The following is a 15532-nucleotide window of genomic DNA, read 5'->3' on the forward strand; positions in this document are numbered from 1 at the left end:
TTCGAAAAATTCTCTCTTGAGCCTCCGCCCAGGAACCGTTCTCGGTATGGGCGTGTTATTAATCAAAACGGATCATTCTCTCGAATCCATTCTTCAAGAAGACCGAATGAACGTTGCAACTCTCTTGATACCGGATTCGACCTTATCTCTTTATTCGGAACCAGAAAGGCGGATTCTTCCCAAAAGATTACCGGATCTTTTGAGACGTTATGCGAAATTATTGACCGCGAGTTCAAGATTGGGAAGGAATGCCGGCACCATTTTATACCAGAATGGTGCGGGTCCGAAAAAAATGAAACGAATGAACGTCCGGGTGAGCACGGGTAGTTGGGCCTTGTTGGGAGCGCTTGCACATGCACACGGAGTGTCTCGTTGTTTTCTTTTTAACTATATGCTGTGGTTGGATCGCGTGGAAGTCGGAGATTCTATCGTGAGAACGATGAATGAGGGAGGTCCTACGTTTCATCGGAATTACAGTTATATCCTCCACCTCGATCTTCTGAATAATAAGATTTCACGTTCCCTCAAATGTGCTCCGGAGGATGCTTTTTACGTTCTGGATTATCGAGACTGGTTTCCTTCCTAAAGTCCGGTCGCAAAATACTTCCCGTCCTTCTCCATCGAATTCTCAACGCCAAAAAAAAGGAGACGTATGCCCAAATTCATCTTTTTTTAATTTTTTTCGGATAAAACGGCAAGATAGAGTTAGAATTGAAAGTAAAGAAACGGCTGGCTTACCGTTACACTATATAAAATAAAGCCGACTACAACCATCATTCCAGCAAGAGGATAAACAACCCAAGGTTCATCCTGAATCTTCTCCATCCAGGCTTGTCTCTTCTCTTGCAAAAAATCCGAACCGAATAACACAAAAACAGCGAGCAAAACGGCAATCGGGATTCTTAAACTCTGACCGCTCTCAAAGGAAAAACTTCGTTTCACAATTGCGAACGCAAGATCCAAACTCGTCTCGTATCCATAATCTGGCGAAGCTTTTGCTCGAAAGAAAAACATCGAAAAGGAAAACACAAAGAACGGATACGCATACTTGATCCATTCCGGAATCTTATCCCAGCCTCTCTTGAGAATCGAAAACGAAAAAATAAATCTTTCGAAAACCATCACACTCGCGTGACAGGCTCCCCAGATGATAAAGTTCCAATCGGCCCCGTGCCAGAGTCCGCTCACAAAGGTCGTGATAAAGACGTTGAAATAGGCGCGAATAACGCTCACTCGGTTTCCACCGAGAGAGATATAAATATAATCCCGAAGCCAAGATGAAAAGGAAATATGCCATCTTCTCCAGAACTCCGTTACAGTCTGAGAAAGAAATGGTCTCGTAAAGTTTTCCGGGATTCTATATCCCATAATCCTTCCCGTGCCGATCGCCACATCCGAATATCCGGAGAAATCGCAATAAATCTGAAAAGAGAACAAGAAAGAAGTGATGAGCAAGGAAAAAGAATCATAAGCCCCCGGATTGGTAAATACGGGATCGACAGTCAAAGAGATCGGATCCGCGACGAATGTCTTTTTAAAAAGTCCCCAGGCTAGTTGTCTAACTCCGGGAAGGAGATTTTCTTTTCTATAGGTATAATTCTCCAAAAACTGATGGAGCATATCCTGCGCCCGAATGATAGGACCTGCCACCAATTGTGGAAAGAAGGAAAGAAAGAGCGCGAACTGAAAAAGACTTCTCGCCTGCGGAACGGTTCCCCGATACACGTCGACCGCGTAAGAAATCGCCTGGAGGGTAAAAAACGATATTCCCATCGGAAGCATCGCACCCGTGAGAGAAACATACATCGGATCGCAAGGAGCCGATTTCGTAAAAACGTTCCATGCTTGCAAAGAAAAATCCATATACTTGAAGACATACAAAAGGGATAGATTTCCCCAAACAGCGATATTCAAGTACGTTAATTTCCAGAACCTGGAACTGGTGGATTCCATTCCTTTTACGGAAAAGTAAGTTAGAACAATCGAATATATTAAAAGTAGAATGAATGGAATTTTAAAGATCGCATAAAAATACAAACTTGCGACCAAAAGCCAAAATCTCTGAAATCTGGCCGGAAGCCAGAAGTAGACGAGAATGACAACGGGAGCAAAGATAAGATATTGAACAGAATTAAAGAGCATTCTTTTCTAGTTCCTTGAGTTGTTTTACAACCGCTCTTTTTGCCCAATTGTTTCCAGGAACGGTAAGATGTCCGTCTTCAGGGATGAAATAATCCCTGATCCCTGAGAATTTTTTTCCTCTCGGAGTATAAATCACTTCTCCGCACATCTCAGAAGTCTCTTTTCGCAGTTTGAGAGTTGGAATTCCCTTCTTTTCAAAATAGGATGCCGCACGAAGCGCGTAATTTTCTAGGGGATGATACTTTCCCCGATTTCTGCAAAAAATCTCTTCGACTTGAATCGGCATCAAAACTACAACAAGACGAATTCCCTGTGAACGAGTGTATTCCACCATTTCATCATAGGCTTTCCGTGTAATCTTTGGAAGTTCCTGCAAAGAATCTAAAGAAGGTTCCCGATCCTGACAGGTAAAATAATCCGGAATCGGCTCCGGACAGAATTGTTTCTTGTATTCTTCCTTCGACGTCGTTTCCGGCGTAGGAATTGTAACTACCACATTCTTCTTTTCTAATCTTTTCGAGGAAGAATCGGATCCACAATCTTCCTTCGGAGGAGTTCTAAAAAAAGAATCTTTCATATAACGCGACAGCGTTTGATCCGAAGTGGAACCGGGCGAAAGACCGGTGGAATTCCATTCCGATCTGAGTTTAGAAGAAGTAAATGCGTATTGAACCTTGAGCTGTTCGAGTGCGAGCTTTAACGCTTGTAAGGTGTAAGATGCCCGAGAAAGTTCGAACTGAATCTGAAAGTTTCGATTGAAGGAAGGATCTTGATCACGAATCTCATCGACTTCGTCGTCGGAAAGCATTCCTTTGTTTCTTAATTCTTCCGGAATTGTAAAATCATTCGCGGAAACAAAAAAAAGCACCTCTTTGAGATTCTTGAGTTTCGGAGCCATGTCTTTCAATCTTCGAAGCGCTCCTAAAGAACCATAAGCATCCACCGCTAAGTTCATGGTTTGTCTGGCGCCGCCTTTGAGTTCGATTCCGTTCAACTGATTACAAAATGTATCTTCGTCTCCGACGCCGAATCCCATCACGAGACTGTCTCCGAGACAAGCGAGTTTCGGCTTTTCAGGGTCGGGTTCTTCCAAACCTCTCATTCCCAAAGAATTGGTTCGAAATCTTCCTTCCCACTTTCCTGCAAAATGACGAATGTAAATATCCCGATTTGGAGCAAGATCCACGTAGTAGATTGGATTGTAACGGTGTAAAACTTTTTGATCTCGATAGTATTGAAGAGAAGGTGCTTGGAGAACGTTGAGAAGAATCTCGGTTCCTAAAAAGATGATGACAAAGAAGGCAAGGACGCGTCCTGCCAAGGAGAAGAATCCTTTCATGGATAGAGGAAAGGTTGAAATAATAGGGCTCACTGGCAAGCGAATTCTCCCTTTTCTCCACTTCTTCAAAAGGAACGAAATGTTCCTCCGAACACAAAAAAGCCGAAAATTCTCTGTCAAAAAGAGGATCTACTTTACAACATGGGAGTCTAAAAATAGATCAAATTTAGAATCATTCTAATTCGAGGAAATCATGGCCCACAAAATTGTCATCATTGGTTCCGGACCCGCAGGTCACACAGCCGCCATCTACGCGGCAAGAGCAAACTTAAACCCTGTTATGTACGAAGGTTTTATGGCTGGAGGAATCGCCGCCGGAGGACAGCTCACAACGACAACGGAAGTCGAAAATTTCCCGGGATTTCCGGAAGGAATCGACGGTACCAAATTGACCCAACTCTTCCGTGAACAATCCGTGAAGTACGGTACAAAAATTTTCACTCAAACGATCACGAAGGTGGATTTCTCTGCTCGTCCTTTCAAACTCTGGTCGGACGACGAACTCATAGAGGCAGAGGCAGTCATCATTGCGACGGGAGCGACCGCCAAAAGAATGCACGTGACCGGGGAAGATACTTACTGGCAACGTGGAATCTCTGCGTGCGCCGTCTGCGACGGCGCACTTCCCATTTATCGAAACAAAGAACTCGTCGTCGTTGGCGGTGGAGATTCCGCAGTGGAAGAAGCGTCTCACCTCACAAAGTTCGCTTCTAAGGTCTACCTAGTTCACAGAAGGGATTCCTTACGTGCTTCAAAGATCATGCAAAAAAGAGCGACTACTCATCCGAAGATCGAGATCCTCTGGAATTCTCAAGTCGAAGAGGCAAAAGGAGATGGTAAGAATCTAACCTCTCTTACTTTGCAAGATACCGTAAACGGACAAAAAAAGGAACTCGCGGTCGGTGGTCTTTTTTACGCGATCGGACACAAACCGAATACGGACGTCTTTGAAGGGATCTTAGATCTAGACGAAAGCGGTTATATCAAAACGATTCCTGGAACGACCAAAACGAGCATTGAAGGAGTTTTCGCCGCAGGCGACGTTCAAGACAAAGTCTATCGTCAAGCCGTTTCCGCGGCCGGCTCCGGCTGTATGGCCGCGCTCGACGCAGAACGTTGGTTGGAGTCCAGAGAAGAATAATCTTCTCTCTGCAACGTCATCGATAACTCGAAACGGAGTGGATCTTCACATCAGCTCCGTTTTGGTTTCGGGATTCTTTTGTATTCTTGTCCGTTCCGAACCGAAAAGAATTCTATTTTTTGAATATACTTTTTTGTCTGAGAATCGATCGATTCCGATCCAGAAACGATCACCTTAGAAAATCCCTTACAGCGGGAATTTTGATTTGCTCAACCGATGGAGTCCGAAAAAAGAAGAAAGATTGTCTGCTCGAGGAATTTTCGTTTCGAAGCAACCTTTTCTCATTCAAGAAAATCGCTTCCGCTACAATCGATCCGTCTTCAATGAATAACGCGAGAATCCTTCTCGTTCGCGTCAAGGATTCTCCACAAGAATCCCTCTTCCGTTTCGAATATCATAAATATAGAATGTGGTTTCGGGAAGTTTTGAAGCGGGTGCTTTTTTCTTCTTTGTCTCTTCTTTTTCCTCTTCCAAGGCAACGATCATCACAAGCCTTTCCTTGCCCGAAGAAGGAAGAATTTTCTGCAAAGAATATTTTCGAGGAAGAACCCCTACGAGAGTCGCGCCGTTGGGATTGTAGATAAAGACCTGTTTTCGATCCCTTTGATTTAAGAATCCGTCCTTATTCGTGTCTTCCGTCATTCCGATGAGAATCAGATTTTTACCGGTGGAAATTCCGAACGCCATAACGGAATCCAACTCCGATTCTTCCGTCGTTTCTCCCGCTACGAGTTCTTTTTCTTTATCCGTTCCGGTGAAATAATCCCAGATATAGACGTTCCGGTTGAATAACTTTCTCGGTTTCCCGGATTCCAAATCGACGACGGTTAGATTGCGTGCGTGGTTGAGAGTTTTTCTAGGACCCGCGATTGTTTCTCGAGAAAGTTCGAACGGATAAAATAAAAATCGATCCCAGAGAACGACCGAGTGATTGAGGAGATCGGTGCTTCGCTCCGTTGGAGTCAGAGGTTCTTCTTTCGTAGAACCTGGTTCCACCAATTCCACTCCTCGGTCTAAAATAAACCAGCTCTTTGAGAGTGTAAAGACGAGAATCCCGACTACTATGATTCCAAACGCATACACACCCAACCGGATTTTTTCCATGAGTAGAAAAAAGCTCAGGAAAAGACGAGGTCAATGAAAAAAAGAAATCATATCGGAACAATCAAAGATTACGCTCTGCATCTTTGGCGCATTTCGCTCTCTATGGATCGCGAAATAGGTCAAGAAATCATTTTGCTTCGAGGGCGTATGTTCGTTCCGGAACGATTAGATAAGAAGATATTTCTCCCGTGTCCACTCTGAGACGAGTGTTCTGGTTGAACGTATCCAAAATCATCTTTCCGTCCCGAACGAAGTTATAAAGGTAATTTCCGGATTTCATTTTTTTGATGAGCGTAAAAACTCCGTCTCTTTCTTTTTTGAGAATATCCTGTTCCGGATCCCAGTGATTGAAATCTCCTACGAGCGCGATCATCTCCGCCTCGGGTGCGTAGATTCGAAATTCGACGGTTCTGAATTCCAATTCTTCATAAGGAGAATCTTCTAAGATTCGAGTGGTAACGTGTTTATCCGGTCCGGACGGAACTGCGATGAGTCTGGAAACCAAAGAACCGTCTCCGTCTTCCGTCGAATCGGGGTTAGACGGATCATGCGTAAAAAGACCGTCCACTCTGAATTTGTATTCTAAAATTTTGAGTTCTTCTCGAATCGTATCTTTGCTTTCAGGATCGTAGACCGTATAAAAAATTCCGTGATCGTTCTTTTTGAGAGGAAGACATCTCCAAAGAGAAAAATTTCCGCAGACGGAAACATCTTCGTTTTCGATTCCCTCAAAAGTAAAAAGAATTCCTCGATTGAGAAGTCTTCCCGTTTCGAGAGAAAGAGAAGAATCAATATAACGAATGTATCTCGGTGCGACCGGTCTTTTCAGTTTTTCCATCTGCCAGTAATAGTAGATCTTTTCTTTTTCCACGGGTTCGACAAAGTCTTCGTAGTCCTCCGAAGAAAAGGATCCGATCCAATTTCCGGCGTCGTCCGCGCCGATTGCAACGGTGATGGTAAGTAGTAGAGCGAGGAGAAAAATTTTTGTCTTAGGAAACGATTTCATTCTGAATAAAGATTCGATCGGTTTCCCGAAAAGCATAAGGCAAATCCGGAAATTCGCTTCCAAAGAGAAGAATGTCGTGTGAAATCGGACATAAGTCGGAGACGCTACTCTGAAAACCCAATTCCAACGGAAGAATCGGATTTGACCTTGCGTCCACGGGCTTTGCTTCTTTGAGGAGGATCCGATTTTTGTAGGAGCTCTAACAGAAAATGTCTTTCGGATCGACTGAAACGGAACCCCTTCCCGAGGGCAAAAGAATTCTTCGTCCAAAAGAAAGAGAACGTGAGAATTCGGATTCACTGAACTCCCTTCCTTTGCGATTTTCCCTGACCCGGAAAGGAGTTTTTTCATTGGAGAATTTCCAAGGATTCCGATAGTATTTAGCAGGATATCATGGCAGAGGCGAATTCTACCCCACTTAAGGAAGCAGAATTAGAACAGGTTCGTTCTATTCTCCAACCTCTTTCCAAGAATCCGGATATTTCGGAAGAGCTCAATCCTATGCTCTCCGTCTTTCGCGAAAAGATGGGATATGGAAGTCCCGTTTCCTCTGAGGAAGAGGAAGAAGAAACGCCCGATTCTACTACGGAACCGGACGACTTGGACGAGGGAGATGATGACGGCGAAGCTCCCCCCCCTCTCGAAAGACCCAAATCCAAAATTCTCGACGATGATGATATCGATTTAGACGAACTCTTAGCAGAACCTTCTCAATCCACTCCTTCCGATGACGATTTTGATTCCACCCCTGCCGATGCCGGAGACGCCGATCCGTTTTCCGATTTTGGGATGGATTCTGAGCCTGCCCCAACTCCGAGTTCCGAGGAAACGGACCCATTTGCGGACTTCGGACTTCCTCCGGAAACTCCTACATCCGCAGGCGACGACTTTGGTTTAGGAGAGGAAACTCCCTCTTCGAATGAACCTTCGGATCCGTTCGCCGGATTGGATGAGATGACCGGTGGGGAAGCAAGTTCGGAAGCAGATCCTTTTGCGGATCTTGGGAGTGGAACGGAAACACCCGATTCCGATCCGTTTGGCGGAAGCGATTTTGAAACGCCTACTTCTTCCGACGACTCGGATCCGTTTGCAGGAATGGATTCTTTCACATCGACTCCGGATTCCGGAGCGGATGCAGATCCGTTCGCGGATCTTGGCGGTGGAACGGAAACTCCGGATATAGGAGACGATTTCGGATTGTCTTCTTCCGAACCGACTACCGGAGCCGGAGATTCCTTTGATGATTTTATGTCTTCCTCTCCGGAGCCAGCGGGGGGAGACGACGACTTTTTTAGCCAACCATCGGACGCCGGTCCTTCCTCCGCAGAAACGGATCCTTTCGCCGATTTTGGCGATCTAGGTTCGCCGGGTCAAGACCCCTTCTCCGACCTAACTTCTTCCGCAACTGCATCGGAAGATCCATTTGCGGATTTTGTTCCCTCGACGGAAGAAGATACGTTATCCGACATCCCAGGTGGAGCCGACGCATCCTTTGATTCCTTTAGTCCCGATTTGGACAGTGATTCCGGTGGAGATGATTATGACCCGGGCAGTTCTTTCGGACTCGAAGCCGATCTCCAAGGACTTGCGAGCGAAGAAAAAGAGGCAATCGATAAAGGACTCAAAGACGAAGAACTCGCAATCATTCAAAAAGAAATTCTCCGTTATCCTCCGGTCCTTCGTCGTGCGGTAATCGACGCGATCGTTCAGGATCGAATGACTCCGCGAGATCAAAAAGGTCTCTTAGAACTCATTAAGATCGAAAGTTCTCCCGAGGAAATCGCCGACTTCCTGTCCGGTGTTTTGGGGGAAACGATCTCCTTATCGCAAAGAGGAAGTGGATTTTCCAAAGACGGGGTTCCGATCATCTCCACAGATCCTCTTTATACAAAAGAAGGATTGCAGAGACAAAAGAAAGCGATTCGAAGAACGGTCTTCGGAATCGCGGCGACGATCTTTTTGATCGTTGGCGGAACCTTCCTCTACCGAAATTTTATCATCCCGAACCAGGCCGCTCAGTATTACGAACAAGGACTGACTCTCATTCGAGAAGCGGGTTCTTATCCGAAGAGTAGCGAAGTGCGTAAGAAAAAATTCTTCGAAGCTGAAGAAGCCTTTGCAAAGGGGGAGAATATTCTTCCCAATCATCTCAAATATCTCAATCTTTATGGTGTAGAATACACACGAATCGAAGAATACGATCGTGGTTTCGAAAAACTCTTCGGGAAAGTCAGTCCGGACTTCGGCGCTGGCGGAGAAGAACCTTTATCGAACGCCTGGGACAAAAGGGAAAAAGTTCCCATCATCACCCTCGCCAAAGGTCAAGTTTGGGACAACGCGAAACTTCCGATCGCAGGAAAAAGTGGAAACGAGAATCGAATGATTCTCATCGCTCAGGATGGGATCCAGAGAAAGATTCAGAAAGCGGGTGCCTATATCGTGATGCGCCTGGAAAAACAAACCCACGACAACATGACTTATAAGAATTTGGGAAGATTCCATTCTTCCATCATGCCCTCTTTCACCGAATCGTCATTAGGCGGTGGAAGATATAAAAACGACCAGCTCGCGATCAATTTTTACAAACAAGTCTACACCGACGGAAACGAACCCTACGACGAAGAATCCACCGCGGGAATCGCAAAGATCTATTACAATCGAAGGGAGTTTGGAAAAGCCGCCTCTTTCTACAATAAGATCGTGGAAATCGATCCTTCGAGTCCGGTCGGTCAAGGCGGCCTACTCTCGACTTACATCGAGATGTGGAAGGAAGACGGAAATCCTCAGTTTGTGATCAACCATCACAGACAGATCAAAAACAACTTGGACATCGAAAAAAAGCTCTCTCTCTACGTACTTTCCAAACTCGCTTCTTTTTATACGGATTTGAACAAGAAAGAATTAAGAATTCGTTATAATATCAATCCGGTCGATCAGGTTTCCGGAATGGAAGTCAACGACAACGCGCTCGAAATTCTCGATCTGATCTATCACAAAACCGAAGAGGATTCCATAACGGGAGTCGAAAGAGATGGAGCGGACTACGCCGAAGGTTATTATCAAAGAGGAAGATATTTCGCCTCCATCAAGGAATCGATCCAAGCCAGAAGATTTTTTGAAAAGGCCGCGACCTTGGATCCCGCGCATTATTTGGCCGCGACGGAACTCGCCGAGAACGCGATCCGACTCGCGAACTTTGGAGAAGCTGACAAATTGTTAAACGAAGCGATCCAACGTTTTGAAAACTACAAACAAGGTTACGGCGCGAGAGAAGAAGACGAAACCTTGATCCAAGGAAATGCCGGAAGAATCTATTTCGATAAGGCGAGAATCCAATATCTCTCAGCCGCGGGAATCACCGAAAAAGATAAGATCACCGAATTCCCGGGAAGAAAGATCTATCCTTTCCGTGCGAGAACGGCAATGGATTCGGTTGCGAAAACAAGATCGATGGAACTCAAGAATTCTTTGGAAGGGTTTTCCAAAGCGGAATCCGTTCAGACGGATGAAAACGAATTCACACTCATTCGTAGATGGAGAACCCCTCTTCCTGCCGGAATCCAAAGAGAACTTCGTTATTTCAAAGGTTGGGTGGATTATATGAGCGGGGATTTCGCGGCTTCGTTAAACGAATGGTCCGGCTTTGAGGACGAAGACGAATACAATCATTCCACACTTCTGATGGGAAAGGCGAACGCATTTTATTATACCGGTCAATACAAAGCAAGCCTCGGGAATTATCTCAAGGTCCAAGACGACATGGAAGAGAAACTTCTGAACATGGGACTTCCGAAACCGGATGATCCGTATCACCAAGAAGTGTATCAAACCCTCGTGGCCGCTTATAACAACATAGGCGCCGTATATGAAAAACAAGGAAACACTGCCGAAGCACTAAAACATTATTGGAAAGCGATTGAAACCGCAAGAAAGATCAACGAGGTTTCCGAAATCGCGATGTCCAATAAAGATCTTATGTTCAAAAAGGAAGCCATCGGACAAGACCCTCTTCTCGAAGACTGGCTTTCTCCCACGCTGGATAGCGTTAAAAAACTAGTCCGAGAATAAAGTAAAAGCGCGCAGTAAACCGAACACGGCTCCCGTTTCGAGGTGAATTTAAATTCTTCTTTCGATCTTTTGGATCCAGATAAGAATTCGGTTCTCCTTTTAGACCGGAAACCTTCCGTTCGCGATTCTTCGACCTCTTAAAAATCTATGGTGGTGCCGATGTAAATTCGGATTTCGGCGTAAATCTCCTAAAAAGTCCATTAAGGATTGAGAATATTCAACTTTGACTGAATATCCAATTTTTCGCGAAGATTTTTGAGAAGGGTTTGAAAACGAATCGTATCGCCCGGAGAAAAAAGTTGATTGCTCGTCTTCTCTCGCGAGGAAAAGCTAAAGGTAATTTCCTTTGCTTGGAAGATCCGATCCGCAACGTCCGTCGGAATCGCAGAAGAAATTCTCATAGAATCGGAATAATCGGTACCGACCTTTCTCAGATTGTACCAGACCCCGTCCAATTTTAGGGAAACTCCGATTGGGAAGCTGACCTCAAACGAACTGAGATAATAATCGAGGAAGATAGATTTCTCCCCGCCTGCATTCTTATAAACGCCTCGGAAGTTCATCGACTTGGTATCACCTTGAGAGCAAATGAGATGAATTCCCGGACAAAGAGGAGCGGAATGAAAGAGAACTTGCTCTAAGGAAGGCTCCGGCGTTTGGATTACGGAGGTCGAAGAGCAGGAAATTCCGGTTAACAAAGCGGCGCAGAAAATGAGAGAAGAAATTTGAGTCTTCAAATGGACCCCCGAGGAATTTTTCCCCAGTTTTTACCAAGAGCCGTGTTTTGAAAGAAAATTCCGAACGAATTCTAAAGTCCGGATCTCTCAAACCCTTTGGAACGCACGAACCCCAATCCAACTCAAACGCGCCTCTAAATCGTTTGCGTTGGATGGAATCTGAATTTGTCGACACAACGGAAAAAACCTTTCGTCTGCGTAGGAACTTTCTTCGTTTTCCCATTCTCGGTCGCGAAGGTCCCGTGTTCTTGGACGGTTGGGTGAAATCCTAGAAAAACCTCGCCAGCGTTTCTTGATGATCCGATTCTACTTTTCCGCGGAAATAGACTCAAAGGTAGGAACTCTTACGAAAAAAATCGACTGGATTCTTCGAAATTGAAAAGAGGGTTTTCCCTTGTAGACTACGTGCTGTTCGCCAGAAGAGCGCGAAACCCAAAAATATTTTCCCAACTCGGGTGAGGAAAAATTCAATTTTCAGAGAAGCGCACCCTTGAAACCCTGGTAGGTACTTATGATTTCATTTCCAAAAGATAAGATCAACGTCCTTCTTCTCGAAAACGTCCACCAGGACGCTTTCAATATGTTCAAAAATGACGGCTTCAACGTCCGTCTTCTCCCGGCGGCCTACTCGGAAAAAGAACTCTTAAATGAAATCGAAAACATCCACGTCCTCGGAATTCGAAGTAAGACCAATGTGACTGCCCCGGTTCTTGAAAAAGCGAAACGTCTTCTTACGATCGGCTGTTTTTGTATCGGAACCAATCAGGTCGACCTGAACGGAGCGGAAAAAAAAGGAATTCCAGTTTTTAACGCACCGTATTCCAACACGAGATCCGTAGCGGAACTCGTGATCTCGGAAGTGATCATGCTCGCAAGAAGAGTTCCTGACCATATTCGCAACACGCATTCCGGGATCTGGAATAAGATCTCAAAAAATTGTTTCGAAGTTCGGGGCAAAACCTTAGGAATCGTAGGTTACGGACATATCGGAAGCCAGGTTTCCGTTCTTGCGGAAGCGATGGGAATGAAAGTGATCTACTTCGACATTCAGACGGTTCTTCCTCTCGGAAACGCGATGCCCGCTACAAGTTATCAGGAACTTCTGAGAGACTCCGACTTTATTTCCTTTCATGTCCCCGAAACAAAAGAGACGACCAATCTCTACGGAAAAAAGGAAATCGAAATCACGAAGAAAGGCGCCTACATGATCAACCTTTCTCGAGGAAAAGTTGTCGACCTGGAAGCCCTCGCAGAAGCGATCAAAGTCGGGCATATCGCAGGAGCGGGAATCGACGTTTTCCCGGAAGAACCCGAATCCAACAACGATCCATTCCTAACACCGATGCAAAATTTGCCGAACGTGATCTTAACACCGCATATCGGAGGAAGCACAGAAGAAGCACAAAGAAATATCGGATCCGAAGTGGCAAGTAAACTCGTAAAATTCGTAAACAACGGATCTACGACATTCTCCGTAAATTTTCCCAATCTTGAAATTACGCCTCTCCCTTCCGGTCAGTATAGAATCTTAAACGTTCACAAAAACCAGCCTGGCTTTTTAAAGGATATCAACTCCATGGTTTCCGAAATCGGCGCCAATATCAGCTCTCAGCACTTAGGTACCAGTGCGGAAATCGGATATCTTTCTATGGTAATCGATAAAAGCGTCGGAGACGAACTCAAAGAAAAAATCGAAAAACACCCTTTTTCGATCAAAACTCGGATTCTTTATTGAACAAACTGCCTTACGTAAAAGCAATTTGCCAAAAAGGAAATATAATGGAAATGTAATATAAAATTCATAGTTCTTAAGAAAGAATTTTTTGAATTTTACTTGATTTCATAAGTGGGAATTCTCTATGATTGTGCTATGCACTATAACAGAATTCCCAACACAATCACCGTTTATCTGAGCGAACTGCCCGATCAGAGTCTTCGGCTCGCTGAGAATATTCTGAAAGGTCTGCTCCATAGAACCGATTCTCCCGTCGAACCGGGTACGATTTTAGAGCTCAAGTTAGGAACGATCAGTCTTTCCGGCGCGATTCAGATTCCAGTCAAGGTCATCCGTTGCGAAAAAATCTCGGGTTCGGAATACGATCTCTATTTAAATTATACGGAAAGAGATTTTAATAAGGTTCAAGAAATCGAGGATTTGATTCGAGATCTTTCCTAATGGAAGTATCAAAGAACGAATCCTTTTGACAAAGAAAGCGTTCCGGTTCTGAATTGACGGTTCTTGATTGATTTCCAAAGAGAATTCGTCGCGAAGGATGGTTCATTTGAAACGACCTTGGATGGAGCGCTTCCGATTGGAATCCATCTCACCTAAAATCATAAATCTCTTTTTCAGAAATCCGAGATTCGATTTTTTCGTATCGTACTTTCTTTTCTTCCGATTCTACTTTTTGTAAGAGTTCCTACCGACCGATTCTTTTTTCATCCCATAAGAACATTGGATCACGTCCCTTCTCAAATCCGGTCTTCCTATGAATGTGAATCATCGAATCGCAAATCGACAATTCATTGTTCCTTTGTAGATTCCGTTGAGCTGGAATCATCGAACTGCAAATCGAAAATCCGTTTTTCCTTTGTAGATTCTGTTGAGCTGGAATCGGCGAATTGCGGAACGACAATTCATTTTTCCTTTGTAGATTCTGTTGAGCTGGAATCAGCGAATTGCGGAACGACAATCTATTCTTCCTTTAGACTGGAATCGTCGTGATCTCCTTCTTTCGATCAATACGATTCTTTCATTCCCGGGACGAGATCCCAATTCGAAATCTTCTATCTATTGATTGTACATTATATTTTTTGAATATATTTCAAAACAATACGTTTTTCGTAATCCGTATTGAAAAATAACCAATCCTACGATTCGGAGCAAACTGGGAAATCAATCCTTCACTTCGAATCATTGATTTGAACCTTTCCCTAAACAAACATTCCACAGGTCCTGTCAAAGAAGTTCTCTGGCTCCATGTGACTCTTTTATAAAACCAAATTCTTAAAGAAAAAAGAACATTTAGAAAATCCATAAAAGTCGATTCGAATATACCACCTAACATTGAATAGACTCTTTCCTTTGACTTCTCTCTTGGATTTATTAATTTGATATCAAAATTATAAAAACTGAATCAATGGACTGATTTTGCCAGTCCGCATTGACAAAACTTTGATTCTTCGATACGTTAACAACTAACATGAACCCTTTTCAATCCATGCCGGACGTAAACTCTCCGGATTTTATTCCTTATTTTCAGAGTCAGGATCGATTTTCTCGAAAACTCGGTTATAAAGCGTTTCAAGCGAGTCCAGGAAAAAGCGAATACGAAATCGAAGTGGATGAGACATTTCACAATCCTGTCCATATCGTACACGGAGCCGCTCTTTTTGCCGCGATGGATAGTTCAGCAGGTGCGGCGATGGCCGGTTGGATCAAATCGTCCGGAAGAAAGTGTAAATTTATGGCGACCGGTACGGCAGAAATTAAATATCGAAAGAGTGTAACTTCCGGAAAAATTCGCATCTACAGCGAAATCACCGAACAAAAACGGGCAACGGTCCGTTTGATCTCTCGATCCATAGATCAAGACGGAGACTTAGTTGCCGAACTTTTTTCGATTTGGGTCGTAAAGTTCGAAAACGATTCGTCCATTCCGTTTTGACAGAGATAGTATACGAGGGAGGCTTTTGAATCACCTCCAGTTTTTCAACGATTTAGAATTTTATGATATTCTAAGCTACAAAAAATTCTGCTCTGCTAATACTCGCGAGCTCCACGGCGCTCGTTAGATTTTTTGTAGGAAAATAAACGATCTGCTCTCCGACCAATTTACGATTTCGATCCAATTCCACGCGAGACCCGTCTTTTAGATGCAGGACGATATCGATCCCGCGATAGTTGATGTATCTTTCTAACTGACTCTTAAACTTTGCCGCTTGCTCTTGCATGGAAACTTCCTTAAAAATTGTTGAAAGGATGTTCTAGGACT

General features: G+C 44.2%; 13 protein-coding genes. 7 read left to right on the forward strand and 6 right to left on the reverse strand.

From position 1 onward, the window contains the following. Nucleotides 1–46: 46 nt before the first annotated feature. On the forward strand, nucleotides 47–586 hold the full coding sequence (locus DLM75_RS11895; RefSeq protein WP_118968734.1) for a DUF1564 domain-containing protein: 540 nt from the start codon (nucleotides 47–49) through the stop codon (nucleotides 584–586). 119 nt (nucleotides 587–705) lie between these two features. On the opposite strand, the gene DLM75_RS11900 is transcribed toward DLM75_RS11895, so the two are convergent. Next, nucleotides 706–2142, reverse strand: coding sequence for an MBOAT family O-acyltransferase (locus DLM75_RS11900; RefSeq protein ID WP_118968735.1), 1437 nt, complete (start codon nucleotides 2140–2142; stop codon nucleotides 706–708). Continuing rightward, nucleotides 2132–3481: an LA_2490 family SGNH/GDSL-type esterase gene (locus DLM75_RS11905; RefSeq protein ID WP_118968736.1), complete on the reverse strand. Its 1350-nt coding sequence runs from the start codon at nucleotides 3479–3481 to the stop codon at nucleotides 2132–2134. Before DLM75_RS11905 ends, DLM75_RS11900 begins: the two co-directional genes overlap by 11 nt. A 193-nt stretch (nucleotides 3482–3674) precedes the next feature. Between DLM75_RS11905 and trxB the strand changes: the two genes are divergently transcribed. Beyond that, entirely contained in the window at nucleotides 3675–4622 is a 948-nt protein-coding gene (trxB, locus tag DLM75_RS11915; protein ID WP_118968738.1) for a thioredoxin-disulfide reductase, read from the forward strand. A 354-nt stretch (nucleotides 4623–4976) separates the two neighbouring features. Here the strand turns inward: trxB and DLM75_RS11925 are convergent, their stop codons facing one another. After that, nucleotides 4977–5726 (reverse strand): hypothetical protein, encoded by a 750-nt coding sequence (locus tag DLM75_RS11925; protein ID WP_118968740.1) that lies wholly within the window; start codon nucleotides 5724–5726, stop codon nucleotides 4977–4979. Nucleotides 5727–5853: 127 nt separating this feature from the next. Continuing rightward, on the reverse strand, nucleotides 5854–6768 hold the full coding sequence (locus DLM75_RS11930) for an early set domain-containing protein (RefSeq protein ID WP_118969161.1): 915 nt from the start codon (nucleotides 6766–6768) through the stop codon (nucleotides 5854–5856). Between the two features lie 357 nt (nucleotides 6769–7125). On the opposite strand from DLM75_RS11930, the gene DLM75_RS11935 reads away from it, so the two are divergent. Continuing rightward, nucleotides 7126–10800, forward strand: a complete 3675-nt coding sequence (locus tag DLM75_RS11935; RefSeq protein WP_118968741.1) for a tetratricopeptide repeat protein — start codon at nucleotides 7126–7128, stop codon at nucleotides 10798–10800. A gap of 200 nt (nucleotides 10801–11000) precedes the next feature. Here the strand turns inward: DLM75_RS11935 and DLM75_RS11940 are convergent, their stop codons facing one another. Then, complete coding sequence (locus DLM75_RS11940) at nucleotides 11001–11537, reverse strand: hypothetical protein (protein ID WP_174715085.1); 537 nt, start codon at nucleotides 11535–11537, stop codon at nucleotides 11001–11003. Nucleotides 11538–11584: 47 nt separating this feature from the next. Here DLM75_RS11940 and DLM75_RS11945 point away from each other — a divergent pair, with 47 nt between their 5' ends. From DLM75_RS11945 to DLM75_RS11965, 4 genes are all read left to right on the forward strand, one after another. Then, on the forward strand, nucleotides 11585–11809 hold the full coding sequence (locus DLM75_RS11945) for a hypothetical protein (protein ID WP_118968743.1): 225 nt from the start codon (nucleotides 11585–11587) through the stop codon (nucleotides 11807–11809). A gap of 239 nt (nucleotides 11810–12048) precedes the next feature. Continuing rightward, the gene (serA, locus tag DLM75_RS11950) at nucleotides 12049–13272 is read left to right on the forward strand and encodes a phosphoglycerate dehydrogenase (protein WP_118968744.1); all 1224 of its coding nucleotides are present in this window, start codon (nucleotides 12049–12051) and stop codon (nucleotides 13270–13272) included. Nucleotides 13273–13407: 135 nt separating this feature from the next. Continuing rightward, complete coding sequence (locus DLM75_RS11955; protein ID WP_118968745.1) at nucleotides 13408–13713, forward strand: PilZ domain-containing protein; 306 nt, start codon at nucleotides 13408–13410, stop codon at nucleotides 13711–13713. A gap of 1045 nt (nucleotides 13714–14758) precedes the next feature. After that, a complete protein-coding gene (locus DLM75_RS11965) occupies nucleotides 14759–15205 on the forward strand; it encodes a PaaI family thioesterase (protein WP_118969162.1) in 447 nt (148 codons plus the stop codon). 70 nt (nucleotides 15206–15275) lie between these two features. Here DLM75_RS11965 and DLM75_RS11970 read toward each other — a convergent pair whose 3' ends face one another. Next, nucleotides 15276–15491: a hypothetical protein gene (locus tag DLM75_RS11970; protein WP_069607541.1), complete on the reverse strand. Its 216-nt coding sequence runs from the start codon at nucleotides 15489–15491 to the stop codon at nucleotides 15276–15278. Nucleotides 15492–15532: the final 41 nt, after the last annotated feature.

It is taken from the genome of Leptospira stimsonii (assembly GCF_003545885.1).
Lineage (GTDB): Bacteria > Spirochaetota > Leptospiria > Leptospirales > Leptospiraceae > Leptospira > Leptospira stimsonii.

Bases quoted from the DNA above. Each gene is read 5' to 3' on its own strand.
- DLM75_RS11895 (WP_118968734.1), top strand. From the start codon at position 47: ATGGGCGTGTTATTAATCAAAACGGATCATTCTCTCGAATCCATTCTT.
- DLM75_RS11900 (WP_118968735.1), bottom strand. From the start codon at position 2,142: ATGCTCTTTAATTCTGTTCAATATCTTATCTTTGCTCCCGTTGTCATT.
- DLM75_RS11905 (WP_118968736.1), bottom strand. From the start codon at position 3,481: ATGAAAGGATTCTTCTCCTTGGCAGGACGCGTCCTTGCCTTCTTTGTC.
- trxB (WP_118968738.1), top strand. From the start codon at position 3,675: ATGGCCCACAAAATTGTCATCATTGGTTCCGGACCCGCAGGTCACACA.
- DLM75_RS11925 (WP_118968740.1), bottom strand. From the start codon at position 5,726: ATGGAAAAAATCCGGTTGGGTGTGTATGCGTTTGGAATCATAGTAGTC.
- DLM75_RS11930 (WP_118969161.1), bottom strand. From the start codon at position 6,768: ATGCTTTTCGGGAAACCGATCGAATCTTTATTCAGAATGAAATCGTTT.
- DLM75_RS11935 (WP_118968741.1), top strand. From the start codon at position 7,126: ATGGCAGAGGCGAATTCTACCCCACTTAAGGAAGCAGAATTAGAACAG.
- serA (WP_118968744.1), top strand. From the start codon at position 12,049: ATGATTTCATTTCCAAAAGATAAGATCAACGTCCTTCTTCTCGAAAAC.
- DLM75_RS11955 (WP_118968745.1), top strand. From the start codon at position 13,408: ATGCACTATAACAGAATTCCCAACACAATCACCGTTTATCTGAGCGAA.
- DLM75_RS11965 (WP_118969162.1), top strand. From the start codon at position 14,759: ATGCCGGACGTAAACTCTCCGGATTTTATTCCTTATTTTCAGAGTCAG.
- DLM75_RS11970 (WP_069607541.1), bottom strand. From the start codon at position 15,491: ATGCAAGAGCAAGCGGCAAAGTTTAAGAGTCAGTTAGAAAGATACATC.